Origin of the sequence: Brevibacterium moorei (assembly GCF_024580735.1) — a bacterium.
GTDB lineage: Bacteria > Actinomycetota > Actinomycetes > Actinomycetales > Brevibacteriaceae > Brevibacterium > Brevibacterium moorei.
Genome location: NZ_JANIJX010000008.1, coordinates 87,421 through 101,761, shown reverse-complemented (window position 1 = coordinate 101,761; position 14,341 = coordinate 87,421). Strand labels below are relative to the sequence as shown.

General features: G+C 65.0%; 11 protein-coding genes. 7 read left to right on the top strand and 4 right to left on the bottom strand.

Annotated elements, in window-relative coordinates; all coding sequences use genetic code 11:
• Window positions 1-3: 3 nt before the first annotated feature.
• From NQ034_RS07465 to NQ034_RS07450, 4 genes are all read right to left on the bottom strand, one after another.
• Window positions 4-1,233: an acyl-CoA dehydrogenase family protein gene (locus NQ034_RS07465; RefSeq protein ID WP_257048011.1), complete on the bottom strand. Its 1,230-nt coding sequence runs from the start codon at window positions 1,231-1,233 to the stop codon at window positions 4-6.
• 68 nt (window positions 1,234-1,301) lie between these two features.
• Window positions 1,302-2,651 carry a beta-ketoacyl-[acyl-carrier-protein] synthase family protein gene (locus NQ034_RS07460; RefSeq protein WP_257048010.1) on the bottom strand — a complete coding sequence of 450 codons (1,350 nt, stop codon included), beginning with the start codon at window positions 2,649-2,651 and terminating at the stop codon, window positions 1,302-1,304.
• Window positions 2,648-4,258 (bottom strand): class I adenylate-forming enzyme family protein, encoded by a 1,611-nt coding sequence (locus NQ034_RS07455; RefSeq protein WP_257048009.1) that lies wholly within the window; start codon window positions 4,256-4,258, stop codon window positions 2,648-2,650. Before NQ034_RS07455 ends, NQ034_RS07460 begins: the two co-directional genes overlap by 4 nt.
• Window positions 4,259-4,346: 88 nt before the next feature.
• A complete protein-coding gene (locus NQ034_RS07450; protein WP_257048008.1) occupies window positions 4,347-5,318 on the bottom strand; it encodes a polysaccharide deacetylase family protein in 972 nt (323 codons plus the stop codon).
• 185 nt (window positions 5,319-5,503) lie between these two features.
• On the opposite strand from NQ034_RS07450, the gene NQ034_RS07445 reads away from it, so the two are divergent.
• The 7 genes from NQ034_RS07445 to cas6e all read left to right on the top strand — a co-directional run bounded on the left by NQ034_RS07445 (window position 5,504) and on the right by cas6e (window position 14,297).
• Window positions 5,504-5,995: a DoxX family protein gene (locus NQ034_RS07445; protein WP_257048007.1), complete on the top strand. Its 492-nt coding sequence runs from the start codon at window positions 5,504-5,506 to the stop codon at window positions 5,993-5,995.
• A gap of 212 nt (window positions 5,996-6,207) precedes the next feature.
• A complete protein-coding gene (gene cas3 / locus NQ034_RS07440) occupies window positions 6,208-9,267 on the top strand; it encodes a CRISPR-associated helicase Cas3' (protein WP_257048006.1) in 3,060 nt (1,019 codons plus the stop codon).
• Window positions 9,268-9,351: 84 nt separating this feature from the next.
• Window positions 9,352-10,989, top strand: a complete 1,638-nt coding sequence (gene casA, locus NQ034_RS07435) for a type I-E CRISPR-associated protein Cse1/CasA (RefSeq protein WP_257048005.1) — start codon at window positions 9,352-9,354, stop codon at window positions 10,987-10,989.
• 46 nt (window positions 10,990-11,035) lie between these two features.
• Window positions 11,036-11,626, top strand: coding sequence for a type I-E CRISPR-associated protein Cse2/CasB (casB, locus tag NQ034_RS07430; RefSeq protein ID WP_257048004.1), 591 nt, complete (start codon window positions 11,036-11,038; stop codon window positions 11,624-11,626).
• A gap of 67 nt (window positions 11,627-11,693) precedes the next feature.
• Window positions 11,694-12,839, top strand: a complete 1,146-nt coding sequence (cas7e, locus tag NQ034_RS07425) for a type I-E CRISPR-associated protein Cas7/Cse4/CasC (RefSeq protein WP_257048002.1) — start codon at window positions 11,694-11,696, stop codon at window positions 12,837-12,839.
• The gene (cas5e, locus tag NQ034_RS07420) at window positions 12,839-13,576 is read left to right on the top strand and encodes a type I-E CRISPR-associated protein Cas5/CasD (protein WP_257048001.1); all 738 of its coding nucleotides are present in this window, start codon (window positions 12,839-12,841) and stop codon (window positions 13,574-13,576) included. The genes cas7e and cas5e overlap by 1 nt, the downstream gene beginning before the upstream one ends.
• A complete protein-coding gene (cas6e, locus tag NQ034_RS07415; RefSeq protein WP_257047999.1) occupies window positions 13,566-14,297 on the top strand; it encodes a type I-E CRISPR-associated protein Cas6/Cse3/CasE in 732 nt (243 codons plus the stop codon). The genes cas5e and cas6e overlap by 11 nt, the downstream gene beginning before the upstream one ends.
• The last annotated feature ends 44 nt before the right edge of the window (window positions 14,298-14,341 follow it).

The window sequence follows — 14,341 nt, the reverse complement described above, 5'->3', positions numbered from 1 at the left end:
CGCTCAGTCGTCGAGCCAGGCTGCGGCGAAGAGCGCGCGGGCCGAATCCTCCGGGGCCGGGTGGAAGATCCCGGCTGCGGCGTCCCGGTACAGGCGCGCGGCCTCGCCGGAGGCGTTGAACGAGGCGCCACCGCCCAAGATCAGCGCGGTCTCCGTGGCCCGGCGGGCCTGGGTGCCGGCGTTGATCCGCGCGGTCAGCAGGCGCTGCGGCCAGCCCGCCCCGTGGTCGGTCAGTTCGTCGAAGTCGCGCGTATAGGCATCGATCTGCGCATTCACCGGCATCTGGGCCATCGCGGCATCGGCCAGGCGCACCCGCCATTCCCCGACCTCGGCCAGAGTGGTGCCGCCCTTGGCGGACTTGCGACGGCGCAGCGCCGCCGCGCCCAGTTCCAGGCCGCGGCGGGCCACCCCGGCGTAGACCGAGGCGATGAGCAGTTGGAAGTTCACGGTGATCCCGAAGACCAGCAGGTCCTTGGCGGCGGCCTGTCCCGGCTCCATGGTCCGCGCGATCCGGTCGGGGCGCATCACGGCGCCGTCGAGGATGGTGGCGCGCGACTGCGAGGCGCGCATACCCAACACGTCCCAATCGTCCGAGGTCGTCACACCCGGCAGGGAGTCCGCGGTGCCGGACAGCTTGCCGCCCAGCGCTCCGGGGCGGTCCAGGAAGCCGTAGACCAAGCGCGGATCGTCCGGGCTGGAGTCGTCGGTCGCATGGACGATCAGCCGTGTCCAGGCCGGCGACAGCGAGGTGAAGATCTTCACGCCCGACAGCGCATAGCCGCCTTCGTCCGGGCCTTCGGTGATGGGGACTGCGCGCGTATTGGCGCCCTGGAGCACCCAGTCGTTGGCCGGTTCGCTGATGCCGAAGGCGAAGACCTCGCCGGCGGCCGCATCCTGCAGCACCCAGTCCAGGGAGTGATCGCCGCGGGCCCGCAGCGCATGGGCCACGCCCGTGCACATGAGGTGCATGTTGATGGCCAGGGCGGTGCCGGGCGCGGCGGTGGCCAGGCGGGTCTGCAGGCGCGCCACCTGGTTGAGGCTCAGGCCGGGACCGCCGAATTCCTCCGGCACGAACAGGGTCAGATAGCCCTGGGCCCGCAGGTCGTCCAGGTCGGCGAAGAAGAAGGTGTTCTGCGCGTCGTAGTCCGCAGCGCGCGAGCGCAGGGTCTCCAGCAGCTCGTCGGGCAGGTAGGTTTCGGCGAGTTCCGCGTGGCGGGCTTCGCGGTCGGTCATGGCGTTTCCTTCACTGTTGAGGGGTTTGATCGGGGATGTGGCGGTCGGGGTTCGCTCACGCTGCACTCTCACTCAGGCTGCATTCGCGAGACCACGAGCGAGGCGTTGTGCCCGCCGAAGCCGAAGGAGTTCGACAGCACATGGTCCAGGTGCTCGACGCGCCGGGCCGCGGTGACCAGGTCGAAATCCGCGAAGGCGGGATCGGGCTTGGCCAGGTTGATCGTCGGCGGCAGCAGCTGGTCTTCCAGGGTGGCGATGGCGATGATCGCCTCGACCACGCCGCCGGCGCCCAGCAGATGGCCGGTCGAGGACTTGGTCGCGCTGATCGGCGGTGCATCTGTCCCGAACACGGTGGTCACGGCGGCCAGTTCTGCGGAGTCCCCGGCCGCGGTCGAGGTCCCGTGCGCGTTGATGTGCCCGATTGCCGCGGGTGCCAGGCCGGCATCGGCGAGGGCACGGTGCATCGCCTGGGCCGCACCCCGGCCGTCGGGGTGCGGGGCCGTCGGGTGGAAGGCGTCCGAGCTGTCGCCGAAGCCGGTGATCCGGGCCAGGGCGCGGGCGCCGCGGGAGGCTGCGGATGAGGCGGATTCCACCAGGATTGCGGCAGCTCCCTGGCTCATGACGAAGCCCCGGCGGTTTGCGGCGAAGGGCCGGCTGGCGGCGGCGGGGTCGTCCTCGCAGCCGCTGGCCAGGGCCCGCAGGTTCGCGTTCGATGACAGGTTGACCGGGCCCAGGCAGTCCTCCATGCCCACGACCAGCACAGCGTCGGCGTAGCCGTGGCGGATGGTGCGCAGCGCCCGGCCCAGGGCCACCGTTCCCGATGCGCAGGTGGCACTGACCGAGTCCGCCGGGCCCTGGATTCCGTGGCGCTGGCTGATGACGGCGGCGGCGGAATCGGGGGCGCCGTGCATTGCCAGGCTCAGCGGCACGCGGCGCGGGCCTTCGGCGTCGAGGAGTCGGGTGGCCTGTTGCATGGCGCGTACGGGGCCGGAGCCGGTGCCCACCGTGACCTGGATGCGCGGTGGGTCCCAGGGCAGGTCCAGGGCTGGTTTGGGGCCCAGCGGCGCATACCCGGACGGGGCCTCGGCGGCGCCGTCCGACGCTTTCGAGCTCAGGCGATCGCCCGGGCCCAGGGCCCGCGAAAGGGCCTGTGCCAGGGCCTGGTCACCGGCGGCCACGGCCCAGGCGACCACGGCGTCCACCCGGCGGGCCTGCTGGCGGGTGAGCACGGCCTCGGCGTCGAAGCCGGTGACCCGGCCGCCGATCCGCACGGCCAGATCCGCGAATTCCGGATCGTCGTCCAGACGGGTGATCGCGCTGCGGCCGGAGCGCACGGCGTCCCACAGTGCACCGGGGGTCGTGCCCGAGGGGGTGATGGCCCCCAGGCCCGTGACGACGACTTCGCGGAGTTCGCTCAAATCCGCTGCACCCCCAGCTGGTCGGCATCGTGGCCGCCGGATTCGGCCAGCACGATGAGTTCGGCGGTGGCGCCGCGGCGGATCTTGCCGCCCACGGTGCGCGGCAGTTTGTCGATCTTGTACCAGCGGCGCGGTACGAACTGCGGGGCCAGGTTGGCGCGCGCGTGCATGATGAGCTCGGACTTCGAGGGGAAGGTCGAGGACTTGCCGACCTTGGAGTGGGACACGCGTTCCTCGATCGCCAGGGCCACGATCTGACCCAGGGACTCACTCGGCAGGGCGACCGCGCACACTGTGTTGAGGCCTGCCAGGGTTTCGAAGGCCCGCTCGACTTCCGGCAGGGACACCTTGTGGCCGCCGGTGGCGATGATGTCGCCGGCGCGCCCGGCCAGGCTGATCTTGCCGTCGACGATCCGGCCCATATCGTGCACGGTGCCCCAGCCGGCGGCGTCGCGCAGGTGTTCGGAGCTGGTCGAGGAGACGTAGCCGTCGGACACGGCGCCGCCGGAGATCCAGATCTCGCCCAGTTCCCCGTCCGGCAGGACCGCTGCGGGGCCGTCGCTCAGGGCCAGTTTGGGATCGCGGATCTGCACCTTGATGCCGTCGTAGATGCTGATGAGCGTGCCGTCGCCGTCGCGGGAGTCACCGATGAAGCCCAGTTCGGCAGCGCCGTAATAGCTGACGAGGCGGGCGTCGGGCAGCACTGCGCCCACCAGGTCGCGGGTGCGGGCGGACAGGTTCGCCCCGCCCACCACCATGAGGTTGACGCTGGTGAAGCGCTCAGGGTCGCGCAGAGCGGCGGCGGCCAGGCCCTGGACCACGGCGGGGACTGCGACGATCCGGGAGATCTTCTCCTGGGCGATCCGCGTGCCGATTTCGATCGGTGCGAATTCGTCGGCCACGTGGATGCTGCCGCCCGAGGCCAGGCATTCGATCAGCGCGTAGAGCGTCAGGCTGTAGGACATGGGACCGGGTGCCAGGGTCTGCACCTGTGGGTCCGGTTCCAGATACGCCGAGGACACGGCGAAGTTGTTGCGATACTGTTCTCTGGTCTTCAGGAAGGCCTTGGGCGCCGAGGTGGTGCCGGAGGAGAAGAGCATGAGGAAGGGCTCGGCGCCGTCGCGCACCGTGGGCTGGGCCAGGTCGTCGAATCCGTCGACCCACTGGGATTCGTGGGAGTGGAATTCCTTGAGGCTGATCGCAGTGCCGGTCCATCCGGCGTTGGCCAGGGCCGCGGGCAGGTCGGGGCTGTCCGTGATGACCAGGCCGATTCCCGTCGAGGTGATGACGTGGACCTGGTGCTCCATGGGCCAGCGCGGGTCCACCGTTGCCGAGACCGCGCGGAAGCCGGCCAGACCCGCGACGATGCGCGCGGAGTGGTAGGCGGATTTGAGGCTGACGGCGGTGATGGGGATGCCGCCGGTTTCCGGAGCGGGGGCAGGGGGATCAGACTGTTCGGCATGCAGCATGGACACGGATTTGAACATGTGCGCGGAATCGGTCACGAGCTGCGCATAGCTCAGGGACTCGCCTGGGGCAGGGCCGACGATGGCGGGCAGATCGGGGGTGCTGTCTGCGACTTCGAGGATTTTGCGCGTAATGGGCATATCTCTAGTCAACCACCCGGCACTGACCTGCGTCACACCAGTCCATCACCGCAGCCCGCTCCCTCAGTCCTTGGCCCCATCCAACAGCTCAGTCCATCACGCCGAATTCGAAGCCCAGCTTCTTCAAGCGCTTGACCACCGGGGTGATCGAATCGACGGTCGGCTCATTGTCCTTGTAGTCGTGCATCAGGATGACGGCCACGCGCGTGTCCGTGCCGATCGTGGACAGGGCCCGCTGAGCGCGGCCGGATCCGGTCGAGGAGGCAGTATCCGTGCCGTCGCCGTTCTCAGAGTTCCAGTCGATCCAGTTCATGCCCTTGGCATTCAGAGCCTTGTCCGCGGGCTTCATCCCGTTCCAGCCGTGGCCGCCGGGGTAGCGCCAGGTGTGGGTGTTGAATTCGGGGTCGACGGCCTCACGCAGATTGGCCAGGGTCTTCTCGTATTCCTTGACGATGGCCTTGGGCTTGGCGACCCGGCCGGGGTAGAGCTTGTGGAAGTTATGGCTGTAGCTGTGGATCGCGACGGAGTGGCCGGCGGCAATCTCGTCTTTGAGGTGGGCGGGGCTGCCCTTGCGCTCGACACCCAGTTCTCCGCCGATGACGAAGAAGGTGGCGGGCACGTCATTCTTCTTCAGCTGTTTGAGCACTTTGGGGGTGGTGTTCGTGGGGCCGTCGTCGAAGGTCAGGAAGGCGATCTTCTTCTTCGGGTAGGTCTTCGATTCCTTCTTCTCGCCCCACAGCCAGTCGTGGACGTCCTTGGACTTATAGACGTAGCCGGCCTCGTCCGCCGCATAGCTGTGGTTGGTGCCCGGCTTCAGGGCCGTAGGGTCCTGGGTTTCGGTGGGCTCCGCCGCGGCCGAGGCCTGGGCGCCGCCGGTGCCGTTCGTCGCGTTGGCAGCGTCGTTGCCGCTTTCATTCGAGCTGGTGCCCGAGGTGCAGCCGGTCAGTGCCAGCGTCACCGCCAGGGCCGATGCTGTCAGGGTCTTGGCGAGCGTGGCGCGGTGACGAGGGGCTGCAGAGCGCTCAACGGAGCGTGCGACAGAGCGGGGGCTGGTCTTCATCCTTCGATCCTCGCACAGCCGGTGAGGAGTCTCAACTGGGGTGGGAGTGCACAGACTCCCAGCCCATACCATCCGGGCATTAATTTAAAACTCAACTATTTCTCCTAGAGTCTGCGGGACCAGCAATCATCGATCCGACAGCAGGAGACCTCCGCCGTCGGGTCCCAATCCTCGAAGGAGCATCGATGTCCACCGACCGCATGCCGACCGAAACGACCAAGACCAGTCCAGCCGGGACCTCGGCGGATTCCGACCGCAGGCTCTTCACACTGCCGACCGCCGTCCGGGACTGGGTTCTGCTCATCGCCCGAGTCCTGCTGGGCGTGGTGCTCATCGCCCACGGCTACCAGAAGTGGGGCATGCAGGGCTTCGGCGACGGTGTCGAGATGTTCGCGGGCATGGGCGTGCCGGCCCCGGCCTTAGCACTGGTGTTCGCCCTGGCCGTGGAGTACGTGGGCGGCGCACTGATGATCCTGGGGCTGTTCACGCCGATCGTCGGACTCCTGGTCGTGCTCGACATGATTGGCGCTTTCTTCCTGGTCCATGCCGGGGCGGGGATCATCGTCTCGAGCGGCGGCTGGGAACTGGTCGCCATGATCGCCCTGGCCGCGGCGACCATCGCCGCGGTGGGCCCGGGCCGGTTCGGCCTGGACCGGGCTCTGGCCAGGAAGCGCTGAGGGCAGGTCTGAGTGCAGGGCCGAGGCCCTTCATACGGCACGCGATCGCGGTCGGTACATGGCGTACCGGCCGCGATCGCGTGCGTTGAGCGGTGATTCGGAGGGGCTTCTAGCGACGGAGGGTTCGGAGTTCTAGAACTTGCTCTAGAGTCGACTTCAGAATGATCCCCAACAAATGAATCACCCTGACCTCACCGAGGAAGTTCCCCGCAATGAATGACCATCTCGCCCTTGCCGCCCACCTCTGGGCGAAGACGGGACTGGATCCCGACACCGGCCAGATCACCCATTGGCTCCCTCTGCCAGTGCACCTGTACGACACGGGGGAAGTCGCCACGCGGCTGCTCCACCACAGAGTGTCCCCACAACAGCGGCGCGTCCTCACCGCATCACTGCCGACTGATGTAGAACTAGACCAGCTGGTCTGGTTCCTCGGCGCATCGCATGACCTCGGCAAGTCTGGCCCGGCGTTCCAAGGACAGGTAGACAAGATGGCTGGACACCTGCTCGAACAGACACAGATGGCTTTCGACGACCCGGGCTTTGCCCTGAACACCCATGATGCCGAACCTGTTGCAAGCCAAGGCGAGTTCCCGCATTCCCTGGCCTCGGAGATCATCCTGGCCCGGGTGCTGAGCGAAGACTTTGGGCTGCAGGAACCAGGACAGGCATCCAAGAAAAAGCGTCACCCGACTCCAGTGGAGTTCCCCATCGTTCACCAGATGGCCAGCATTGCAGGGGCCCACCACGGGATGACAACACCCATCCAGCCGACAACGAGTCTGATGCAGCAGAAATTGTGGCCGGCGCGGCTCGGCTCGGAAGACTCCCCCTGGCCACATGTGCAGCGGGCCCTCGCCCACCACATCATCGACGTATCAAGACTCGATTTCGCTGCTCCGATATGGAAGGACCCCGGATTCGTCCTTGACCGGGCAGTTCTGTCTCTACTGACTGGCTTGGTCATCCAAGCCGACTGGATCGCATCGAACCAGGACGTTTTCCCCTTGATCGAGCTGGAGGAGGACATCTGCTCCTGTGCATCGACACAGGAGCGAGTCGACCACGCATGGAAAAGGCTGCGGCTCCCCAGCCAATGGCGACCGGCACCGGCGCCTTCCGCCGATGTCGCGCTGCGCCACCGGTTCGACTTACCCGATGCTGCCACACCACGTCCCGGTCAATCAGCCGCGTTCAACGAGACCAAGGACCTCACGGAGTCGGCGCTGCTCATCTTGGAGGACGAAACAGGTGCGGGCAAGACCGAGGCCGCGCTTCTGGCTGCGGAGAACCTGGCCCAGGCGACTGGAGCCACGGGTGTGTTCATCGGCCTACCCACGCAGGCTACGACGAATGCCATTTTCACCCGAGTCGCCGAATGGTTGCGCCACGTCGAATCACATTCTCCGGACAGTCAGGTGTCCGTTGCGCTAGCCCACGGCAAATCATTGCTGAATCGGACTTACCGGGACATGCGCCGCATCAGGCCCAAGGACACCTCGGATACGGCTGAGCTGTCAGACGCACTGGATTTCCAGAGCCCCCCGGCCCAGGCTCCGACCGAATGCCACGATGCAGCTGCCGGGAATCGGAAGACCAAGATCCTCCAACCTGGTACCCACGACTGGCTGTCCGGCCGCAAAAAACGCATCCTGGCCGACTTCGTCGTAGGAACTGTCGACCAGCTCCTCATGGCATCGCTCAAGGCGCGCCACGTCATGCTGCGCCACAGTGGATTCGCCAATAAGGTCGTCATCATCGATGAGGCACACGCTGCGGACACGACGATGAAGGTCTTCATGCGCGATTCTCTGGAATGGCTGGGCCGCTTGGGCATACCCACGATCATCCTCACCGCAACACTGCCCCCGGCACAGAAGGCCGACCTCGCTGCGGCTTACCGTCGGGGCCTACGACAAAGGGCGAAGACCCCGGCGATGGCCTCTGCCGGAGATACCAACCCGGACGGCGACGAGATTGCCGTTACGGCCCAGGCAGACACGTCTACTGCACCCAAGTATCCAGTGCTCACGTTGGTGACCGGAACCTCGGTCACGGAGACGGAATTCCCTGGCAAGCCGAACCGATCCGTCGCATTGCAGGAACTCACCGACGATGACTCGACCCTGGTGGCGACAGTTCGCGAACTCATTGCGGAAGGCGGCTGCATCGCGGTGATTCGGAACTCCGTGAAACGCGTTCAGCACACCGCGCAGCTACTCCGCGAGGCCTTCGGCGCCGACGTCGTCAACGTCGCCCATGCACGCTTCGCAGCCAGCGACCGAGCCCAGTTGGACCAAGACTTGTTGGACCGCTTCGGCAAGGACGGCGCACGTCCCGAACGGGCCATCGTAGTCGCATCCCAGGTTGTCGAACAGAGCCTCGACATTGATTTTGACGCAGTCATCACCGACCTGTGCCCCGTCGACCTGCTGATTCAACGGCTCGGCCGCGTCCACCGGCATGCGGGCCGGACCCGACCGCAGCCACTGCGCGATCCGCGTTGCTTCATCGCGGGCATTACAGATCCCGCAGTCATCCCGCCGAAGATCAACGGGGACAGCATCGCCATCTACGGTGAACATGTTCTGCTCCGCTCACTCGCTGCGCTACAGCAGGTGTGCGGCGTGCCGGGCTCTCTCACGACTCCGGGAGACGTTCCGACTCTGGTCCACACCGTCTACGGAACTGACCCCATCGGTCCGGCAGACTGGCAACTGGCAATGGATGAAGCTACCCAAAACGCAGCAACCAAGGTACAGGAGATCGAAGACTTCGCGAATCGTTGGGCCACTACGCCCACGGCTTCCCTCAGCGGCCTGGACGGCTGGCTGCAGGACAATGACGGTGAAGCCGACGACCCGGACCCCTACAACCGCGCACGCGGCAGGGTCAGGGACGGCTCCGAATCCATCGAAGTGCTGCTCGTCCTCACCGACGGCACCGGCTGGCGGACCCTGGACTGGTTGCCCGAACACCGTGGTGAGGTCATCCCGGATGAGGGCCCCGTACCCTGGACCATCGCCGAGGCAGTCGCCAACTCATCCATCCGTCTCCCCTTCCAGATGTCCAAGGGGAAAGTCGGTGATGCCGTGATCGGCGAGCTGGAGAAACTGGGGCGGCCGAACCTGCAACACTCGCCTCTACTCCGCGGGCAGTTGATCCTCCCCCTGCAAACCGATGAGGGGAATCCGCACCGCTGCACAGGCCGAATTGGCGACTGGACCATCATCTATGACCTGGATGACGGACTTCAGGCATCTCGCCGATAACGCCGTCCCACCGCCAAGACACCTATAGGAAGGAAGCTCATGTCCGCATCCCCCACAATCCACGCAGAGGAGGTGTCTACCCAGATGAACCAACCGTTCTTCAACCTCATCGACGAACCGTGGATCCCAGTCCTTCTGACCGATGGCACGGACGCTGAGCTGTCCATCAACGAGGTGTTCAGGAAAGCCGAGTCGATCCGCCGGCTCAACGGTGAACTCCCCACGATGCGGCCGGCCCTCCTGAGGGTCCTCGTCGCCATCATGTCCAGGGCGCTGGGTCTGCCCAAAGATCCAAGTGACTGGGACACCAGAACGAATGACTGGCAGGACACGGTCGACCAAGTCGGGGCCTATCTGGCGAAACACCGTGAACGGTTCTGGTTGCGACACCCCACTGAACCGTTCTTCCAGGTAGCCGACCTGGGCCCGGCCAAGGGTGACCCCAAGGGCCTTGGGACCTTCGTCGCAGATTACCCCGCGAATGTACAGATGTTCGCTCAGCGCGGGCCCGATAGCCTCGAACGAATGACCCCGGCCGAGGCCGCACGCTGGTTGGTCCACACCCAGGCATACGACACCTCCGGCATCAAGACTCCGGACCGCCGTGACCCCCGGGCCAAGAATGGAAAGGTCTACCCCCTGGGAACCGCTTGGGGTGGCAAAGGCGAAATCCTCATCGCCTCCGGCGAGGACCTCGCCTTCACCCTGCAGCTCAACTACATTGCGCCGGAAACCATCGGAGCGATCAGCAGTCCGGATGATCTTCCGCCATGGGAACGTCCCCATCCCGGAGCTGTTCCAGAATTCGACAGCCCGGCCAGACCCCGGGGCTTCATCCAGGTCTACACCTGGCAGGCCCGGCGACTGCGATTGGTCTTCGACGGCCAATCAGTCGTCCGAGTCGTGCTCTGCTATGGCGATCCCCTGGCGGAACAGAACAAATACGATCTGGACCCGATGATGACCTGGCGCTATAGCAAGCCCCAGTCCAAGAAGTTCGACACCACAGTGTTCATGCCGGGCATGGTCGACCCAAACAAGGCCGTGTGGAGAGGCTTGACCGCCTGGCTACCGACTAAGGCCCAAGCACTCGTTGACAACCAACGACAGTTCAAGGAGCCGGGAATTCTCCAATGGATCGGTGCCCTGGCCGCCGCAGGCAAGCTGGACGTTGGCTTTATGCCTGATATCGCAAGTTTCGGCGTGGAGTACGGCCCTCAGAGCGCAACCTTTGCCGAGGTCACCGACGATAGTCTCAAGGTTCCGCCGTTCCTTCTAGAAGAAGAGGCAGTCGACGCTGCGCGCACCGTGTTGGCAGCTATCGACGAGGCAGACACCGTCGCCTGGTATCTGGGGACGTATGCCGCAAATCTGGCCAAGGCCCGCGGGATCGATATGGCCGACACACCTCGCGCCGAGGCCAAGGAAGAGGCCTATCTGCTCTTCGGCAAGCTCTTCAAACAGTGGCTGACGCTCTTGGAGAAAAACACTGCTTGGACCGATGCCCGCGCACATTGGCAGAAGGCCCTCAAAGTCGCGGCACTCAACCAGGCGAAGACCATGGCGGACGAGGCGGGCGAGGAGTCCTATCTCGGGCGCATCGTCGATAGTGAGAATAAGACCTGGCTCAATACCGAGCTGGCCCTGATCTATCTGCGCAGGGGGCTGGCGAAGACACTCCCATTTGCCTTCGAAGAGGAGAATCATGACGACAAATCCTGAACCAGAGACAAGAACCGGTTCCGTCGCAGAGAAGGCGGAAAGATTCGTGAGGACCCAAGCGGCATCCTTGCAGAGCCGCTACCTTGAAGGAGATCCCACCGCCCGTGCCGCTCTGGCCCAGCTCCGGCATGCGACGGCGGCTGAGCCCGGAACCGCGTGGGAGGTGGGCGAGTACCTCATCCCAGACTTCTTGCCGAACAATGACCCGGACGCGGACACCTACGGTCAGAGCCGGTATGACCGGGTGGAAATCGCCGTACACATCGCGATGACCAGTTTCGCCCAGTTGCAGCAGTCCAAGAGCGCTCCCATGCACGTCCGGTGGCGTGGCCTGGGCGAAGCGGCACGGAAACTCGCCGACCACCCCGATGAGCATATGGAACGCGGCGCGGTGTGGGAACGTCTGGCGAAGCTCGCTCAGGCGGAATCCGTCACCGGACTGCAGCGGCACCTGCGCAACCTCGTGGGTTTGATGGAACGCCGTAGCATCGGCCTGGACTTCGGCGTCCTTGCCAAAGACCTCTACTACTGGCAGGACCGTTCACTCCGGGCCAATGTGCAGAGGAATTGGAGCCGTGATTTCTTCAGATACCGCAAGGACCCGAATTCCATGAGTGCGGAAACACCGCAGGACTGATGCGCCCTATCCACGCACACGCATATTTTCATCCACTGAGAACTGAATCCCCACTTAGGAGAACACCATGTCCAACACCTTCCTCGACATTCACGTCCTGCAGTCCGTTCCGCCCAGCAACCTCAACCGGGATGACACCGGCGCACCCAAGACAGCCTTCTACGGCGGCGTCCGCCGTGCTCGGGTGTCCTCCCAGGCGTGGAAGCGGGCGACCCGCACGGCTTTCGACCAGTACGTCGACAAGGGCGAACTCGGAATCCGCACGAAGCGCATCATCGAACTGCTCGCCAGGGAGATCACCGCTATCGATCCGGCGATGGAGGACAGTGCCGAAGTCCTGGCCGAAGAAGTGATCAAGACGATCGGGGTCAAGGTCGAAAAGCCCAAGAAGGCGAAGAACGCCCAAGCCGACGAGCCCGAGCCCAAAACCGAGGCATCCTACCTCCTGTTCTTCAGCCACCTGCAGATCGCCAAGGCAGCCCGTCAGGCGGTCGAGGACCACAACAACGGGGCGAAGCTCGCCAAGAAGACATACAAGGAGATCTTGTCTTCGGATAATTCCCTGGACATCGCCTTGTTCGGCCGGATGATCGCAGACCTCACCGATCTGGGCGTCGACGCCGCAGCCCAGGTGGCTCATGCCATCTCCGTGCATGCGGTTGAATCCGAGGCCGATTTCTTCACCGCGGTCGACGATGCGAAGGCCGAGGACCCGGATCGCGACGCGGGAGCAGGGATGATCGGCACGGTGGAGTTCAACTCTTCGACCCTGTATCGCTATGCGACAGTCAACCTCTCCCAGTTGCAGAGGAACCTGGGAACGACCGAGGCAGTCGAACAGGCGTTGGGAGCCTTTGCCAAATCCTTCGCGTTGAGTCTGCCGACCGGCAAGGTCAACTCGTTCGGCAACGAGACTGTCCCGGCGGCCGTTGTGTACTCGGTGCGCACAGACCGCCCCATCAGCTTCGTCGAAGCGTTCGAAGATCCGATCGGGGCAGGCCGAGGATATGTGACTCCTGCGGTCGAAAAGTTGGTCGAGTACGCCCAGAACGTCGACGATACCTACGGAGCCGCGCAGGGTTACTGGACCGCGGGCTTGGGCGACAAAGCCGCCGAGCTCGATTCGCTGGCCCGGCGTTCCACCCTGGACCAGGCGGCGAGCGATGCGGTGGTGTCCGCGGTCTCCGCGCTTCGGGAATCCCAGGAGGCCTGATGAGCACCCTGTTGCTACGGCTCGCGGGCCCCATGCAATCGTGGGGAGTCAAGGGCCGTTTCACCCGCCGGACCACTGAGCTACAACCGACCAAGTCAGGAGTCGTCGGGCTCCTGGCCTCGGCCCTGGGACGCCGGCGCACCGATTCCATCGAGGACCTTGCGCAGCTGTCGATGGGTGTGCGGGTCGAACAATCGGGCAGACTCATGCGCGATTTCCAAACCGCGCAGCGCACAGGAGTCACGGCGCCGCTGTCCTACCGTTACTATCTGAGCGATGCCGTCTTCTTGGCCGCAGTCGAGGGTCCCGACGACTTCGTACAGAGCCTGGATGCCGCGATGGCCAGCCCGGTCTTCCCCTTGTACCTGGGCCGCCGGGCCTTCCCACCAGCAGGACAGCTGAGCCTGGGGGTCCATCGGGCATCGATGTCGGAACTGCTCCGGTCTACTCCTTGGAAGGCCAGCCCTCGGGTCATGAAGGACAACGGCAATCCTGTGGTGAAGATCCGCATCGTCCGTGACCTGTTGCCAGGAGAGGCCCCGACTGCCACCTTTGAGGACGATCCCGTGAGCTTCGATCCGGACCGGCGCCTTTTCGGCACCCGGCAGGTTGTCGAGGACTGGGAAGACATCGTCAACCCGGTGGTTCCGGCACAGCCGGCCGGGACCTCGGCACCGGCACCGGTCTTCGACAAACACGATCCCTTCAGCTATTTGGGAGGCCAGATTGTTTCTTAGCAAGCTAGAGCTCAACGGTGCCAGGCGTGGCACCGGCCGTCTGCTCGCCTCGCCCCAGCGAATGCACGCGGCGGTGGCCGCTTCGTTCCCGGCCGAGGACGCGGTCGATGCCGCCGGCGCCGGTGCCCGAATCCTGTGGCGGGTGGACGCCGGCAGTCACAATCCCGTGGTCTATGTGGTGAGTCCGGAGACCCCGGATTTCACCCACATTGTCGAGCAAGCGGGCTGGCCGACAAAGGTCTCGTGGGGCGTGGCCGACTACGCACCACTGCTCGATCGATTGGCGGAGGGCCAGGTCTGGCAATTCCGGCTGGCAGCCAATCCCGTGCACAACGTCGCCGGCGCACGGGGAACCCGCGGTAAACGGGTCCCCCATGTCACTGCGGCGCATCAGGAGGAGTGGCTGTTGGGCAAGGCCGACCAGATTGGAGCGGCATTCGATGTGGAATCCCCTCTTCCCGGTTCAACAGACTCGGAAACCGGTTCAGCGTCCTCCGCTCCGTCGTTCCGCATCGAAGAACGCAAGGTCGTGCGATTCGCGCGGAGAAAACCGGCTAATGGGAAGGTCGCCAAGACAGTGACCATTACCCAGGCCCGATTCGACGGGCTATTACGGGTCACGGATCCCGAATCGCTTCGGAAGGCGTTGGTTCAGGGCATCGGCCCGGCAAAGGGTTACGGCTGCGGTTTGTTAACTTTGGCCCCGGTCCCCCGGTCCTGACGCCGAGGGCCCTTTCCTCAGTGTGGCCGGGCGACACATAGGTG

Excerpts from the sequence above, each read along its gene's own strand:
- NQ034_RS07465 (WP_257048011.1), bottom strand. The coding sequence starts at position 1,233 with ATGACCGACCGCGAAGCCCGCCACGCGGAACTCGCCGAAACCTACCTG.
- NQ034_RS07455 (WP_257048009.1), bottom strand. The coding sequence starts at position 4,258 with ATGCCCATTACGCGCAAAATCCTCGAAGTCGCAGACAGCACCCCCGAT.
- NQ034_RS07450 (WP_257048008.1), bottom strand. The coding sequence starts at position 5,318 with ATGAAGACCAGCCCCCGCTCTGTCGCACGCTCCGTTGAGCGCTCTGCA.
- NQ034_RS07445 (WP_257048007.1), top strand. The coding sequence starts at position 5,504 with ATGTCCACCGACCGCATGCCGACCGAAACGACCAAGACCAGTCCAGCC.
- cas3 (WP_257048006.1), top strand. The coding sequence starts at position 6,208 with ATGAATGACCATCTCGCCCTTGCCGCCCACCTCTGGGCGAAGACGGGA.
- casA (WP_257048005.1), top strand. The coding sequence starts at position 9,352 with ATGAACCAACCGTTCTTCAACCTCATCGACGAACCGTGGATCCCAGTC.
- cas7e (WP_257048002.1), top strand. The coding sequence starts at position 11,694 with ATGTCCAACACCTTCCTCGACATTCACGTCCTGCAGTCCGTTCCGCCC.
- cas5e (WP_257048001.1), top strand. The coding sequence starts at position 12,839 with ATGAGCACCCTGTTGCTACGGCTCGCGGGCCCCATGCAATCGTGGGGA.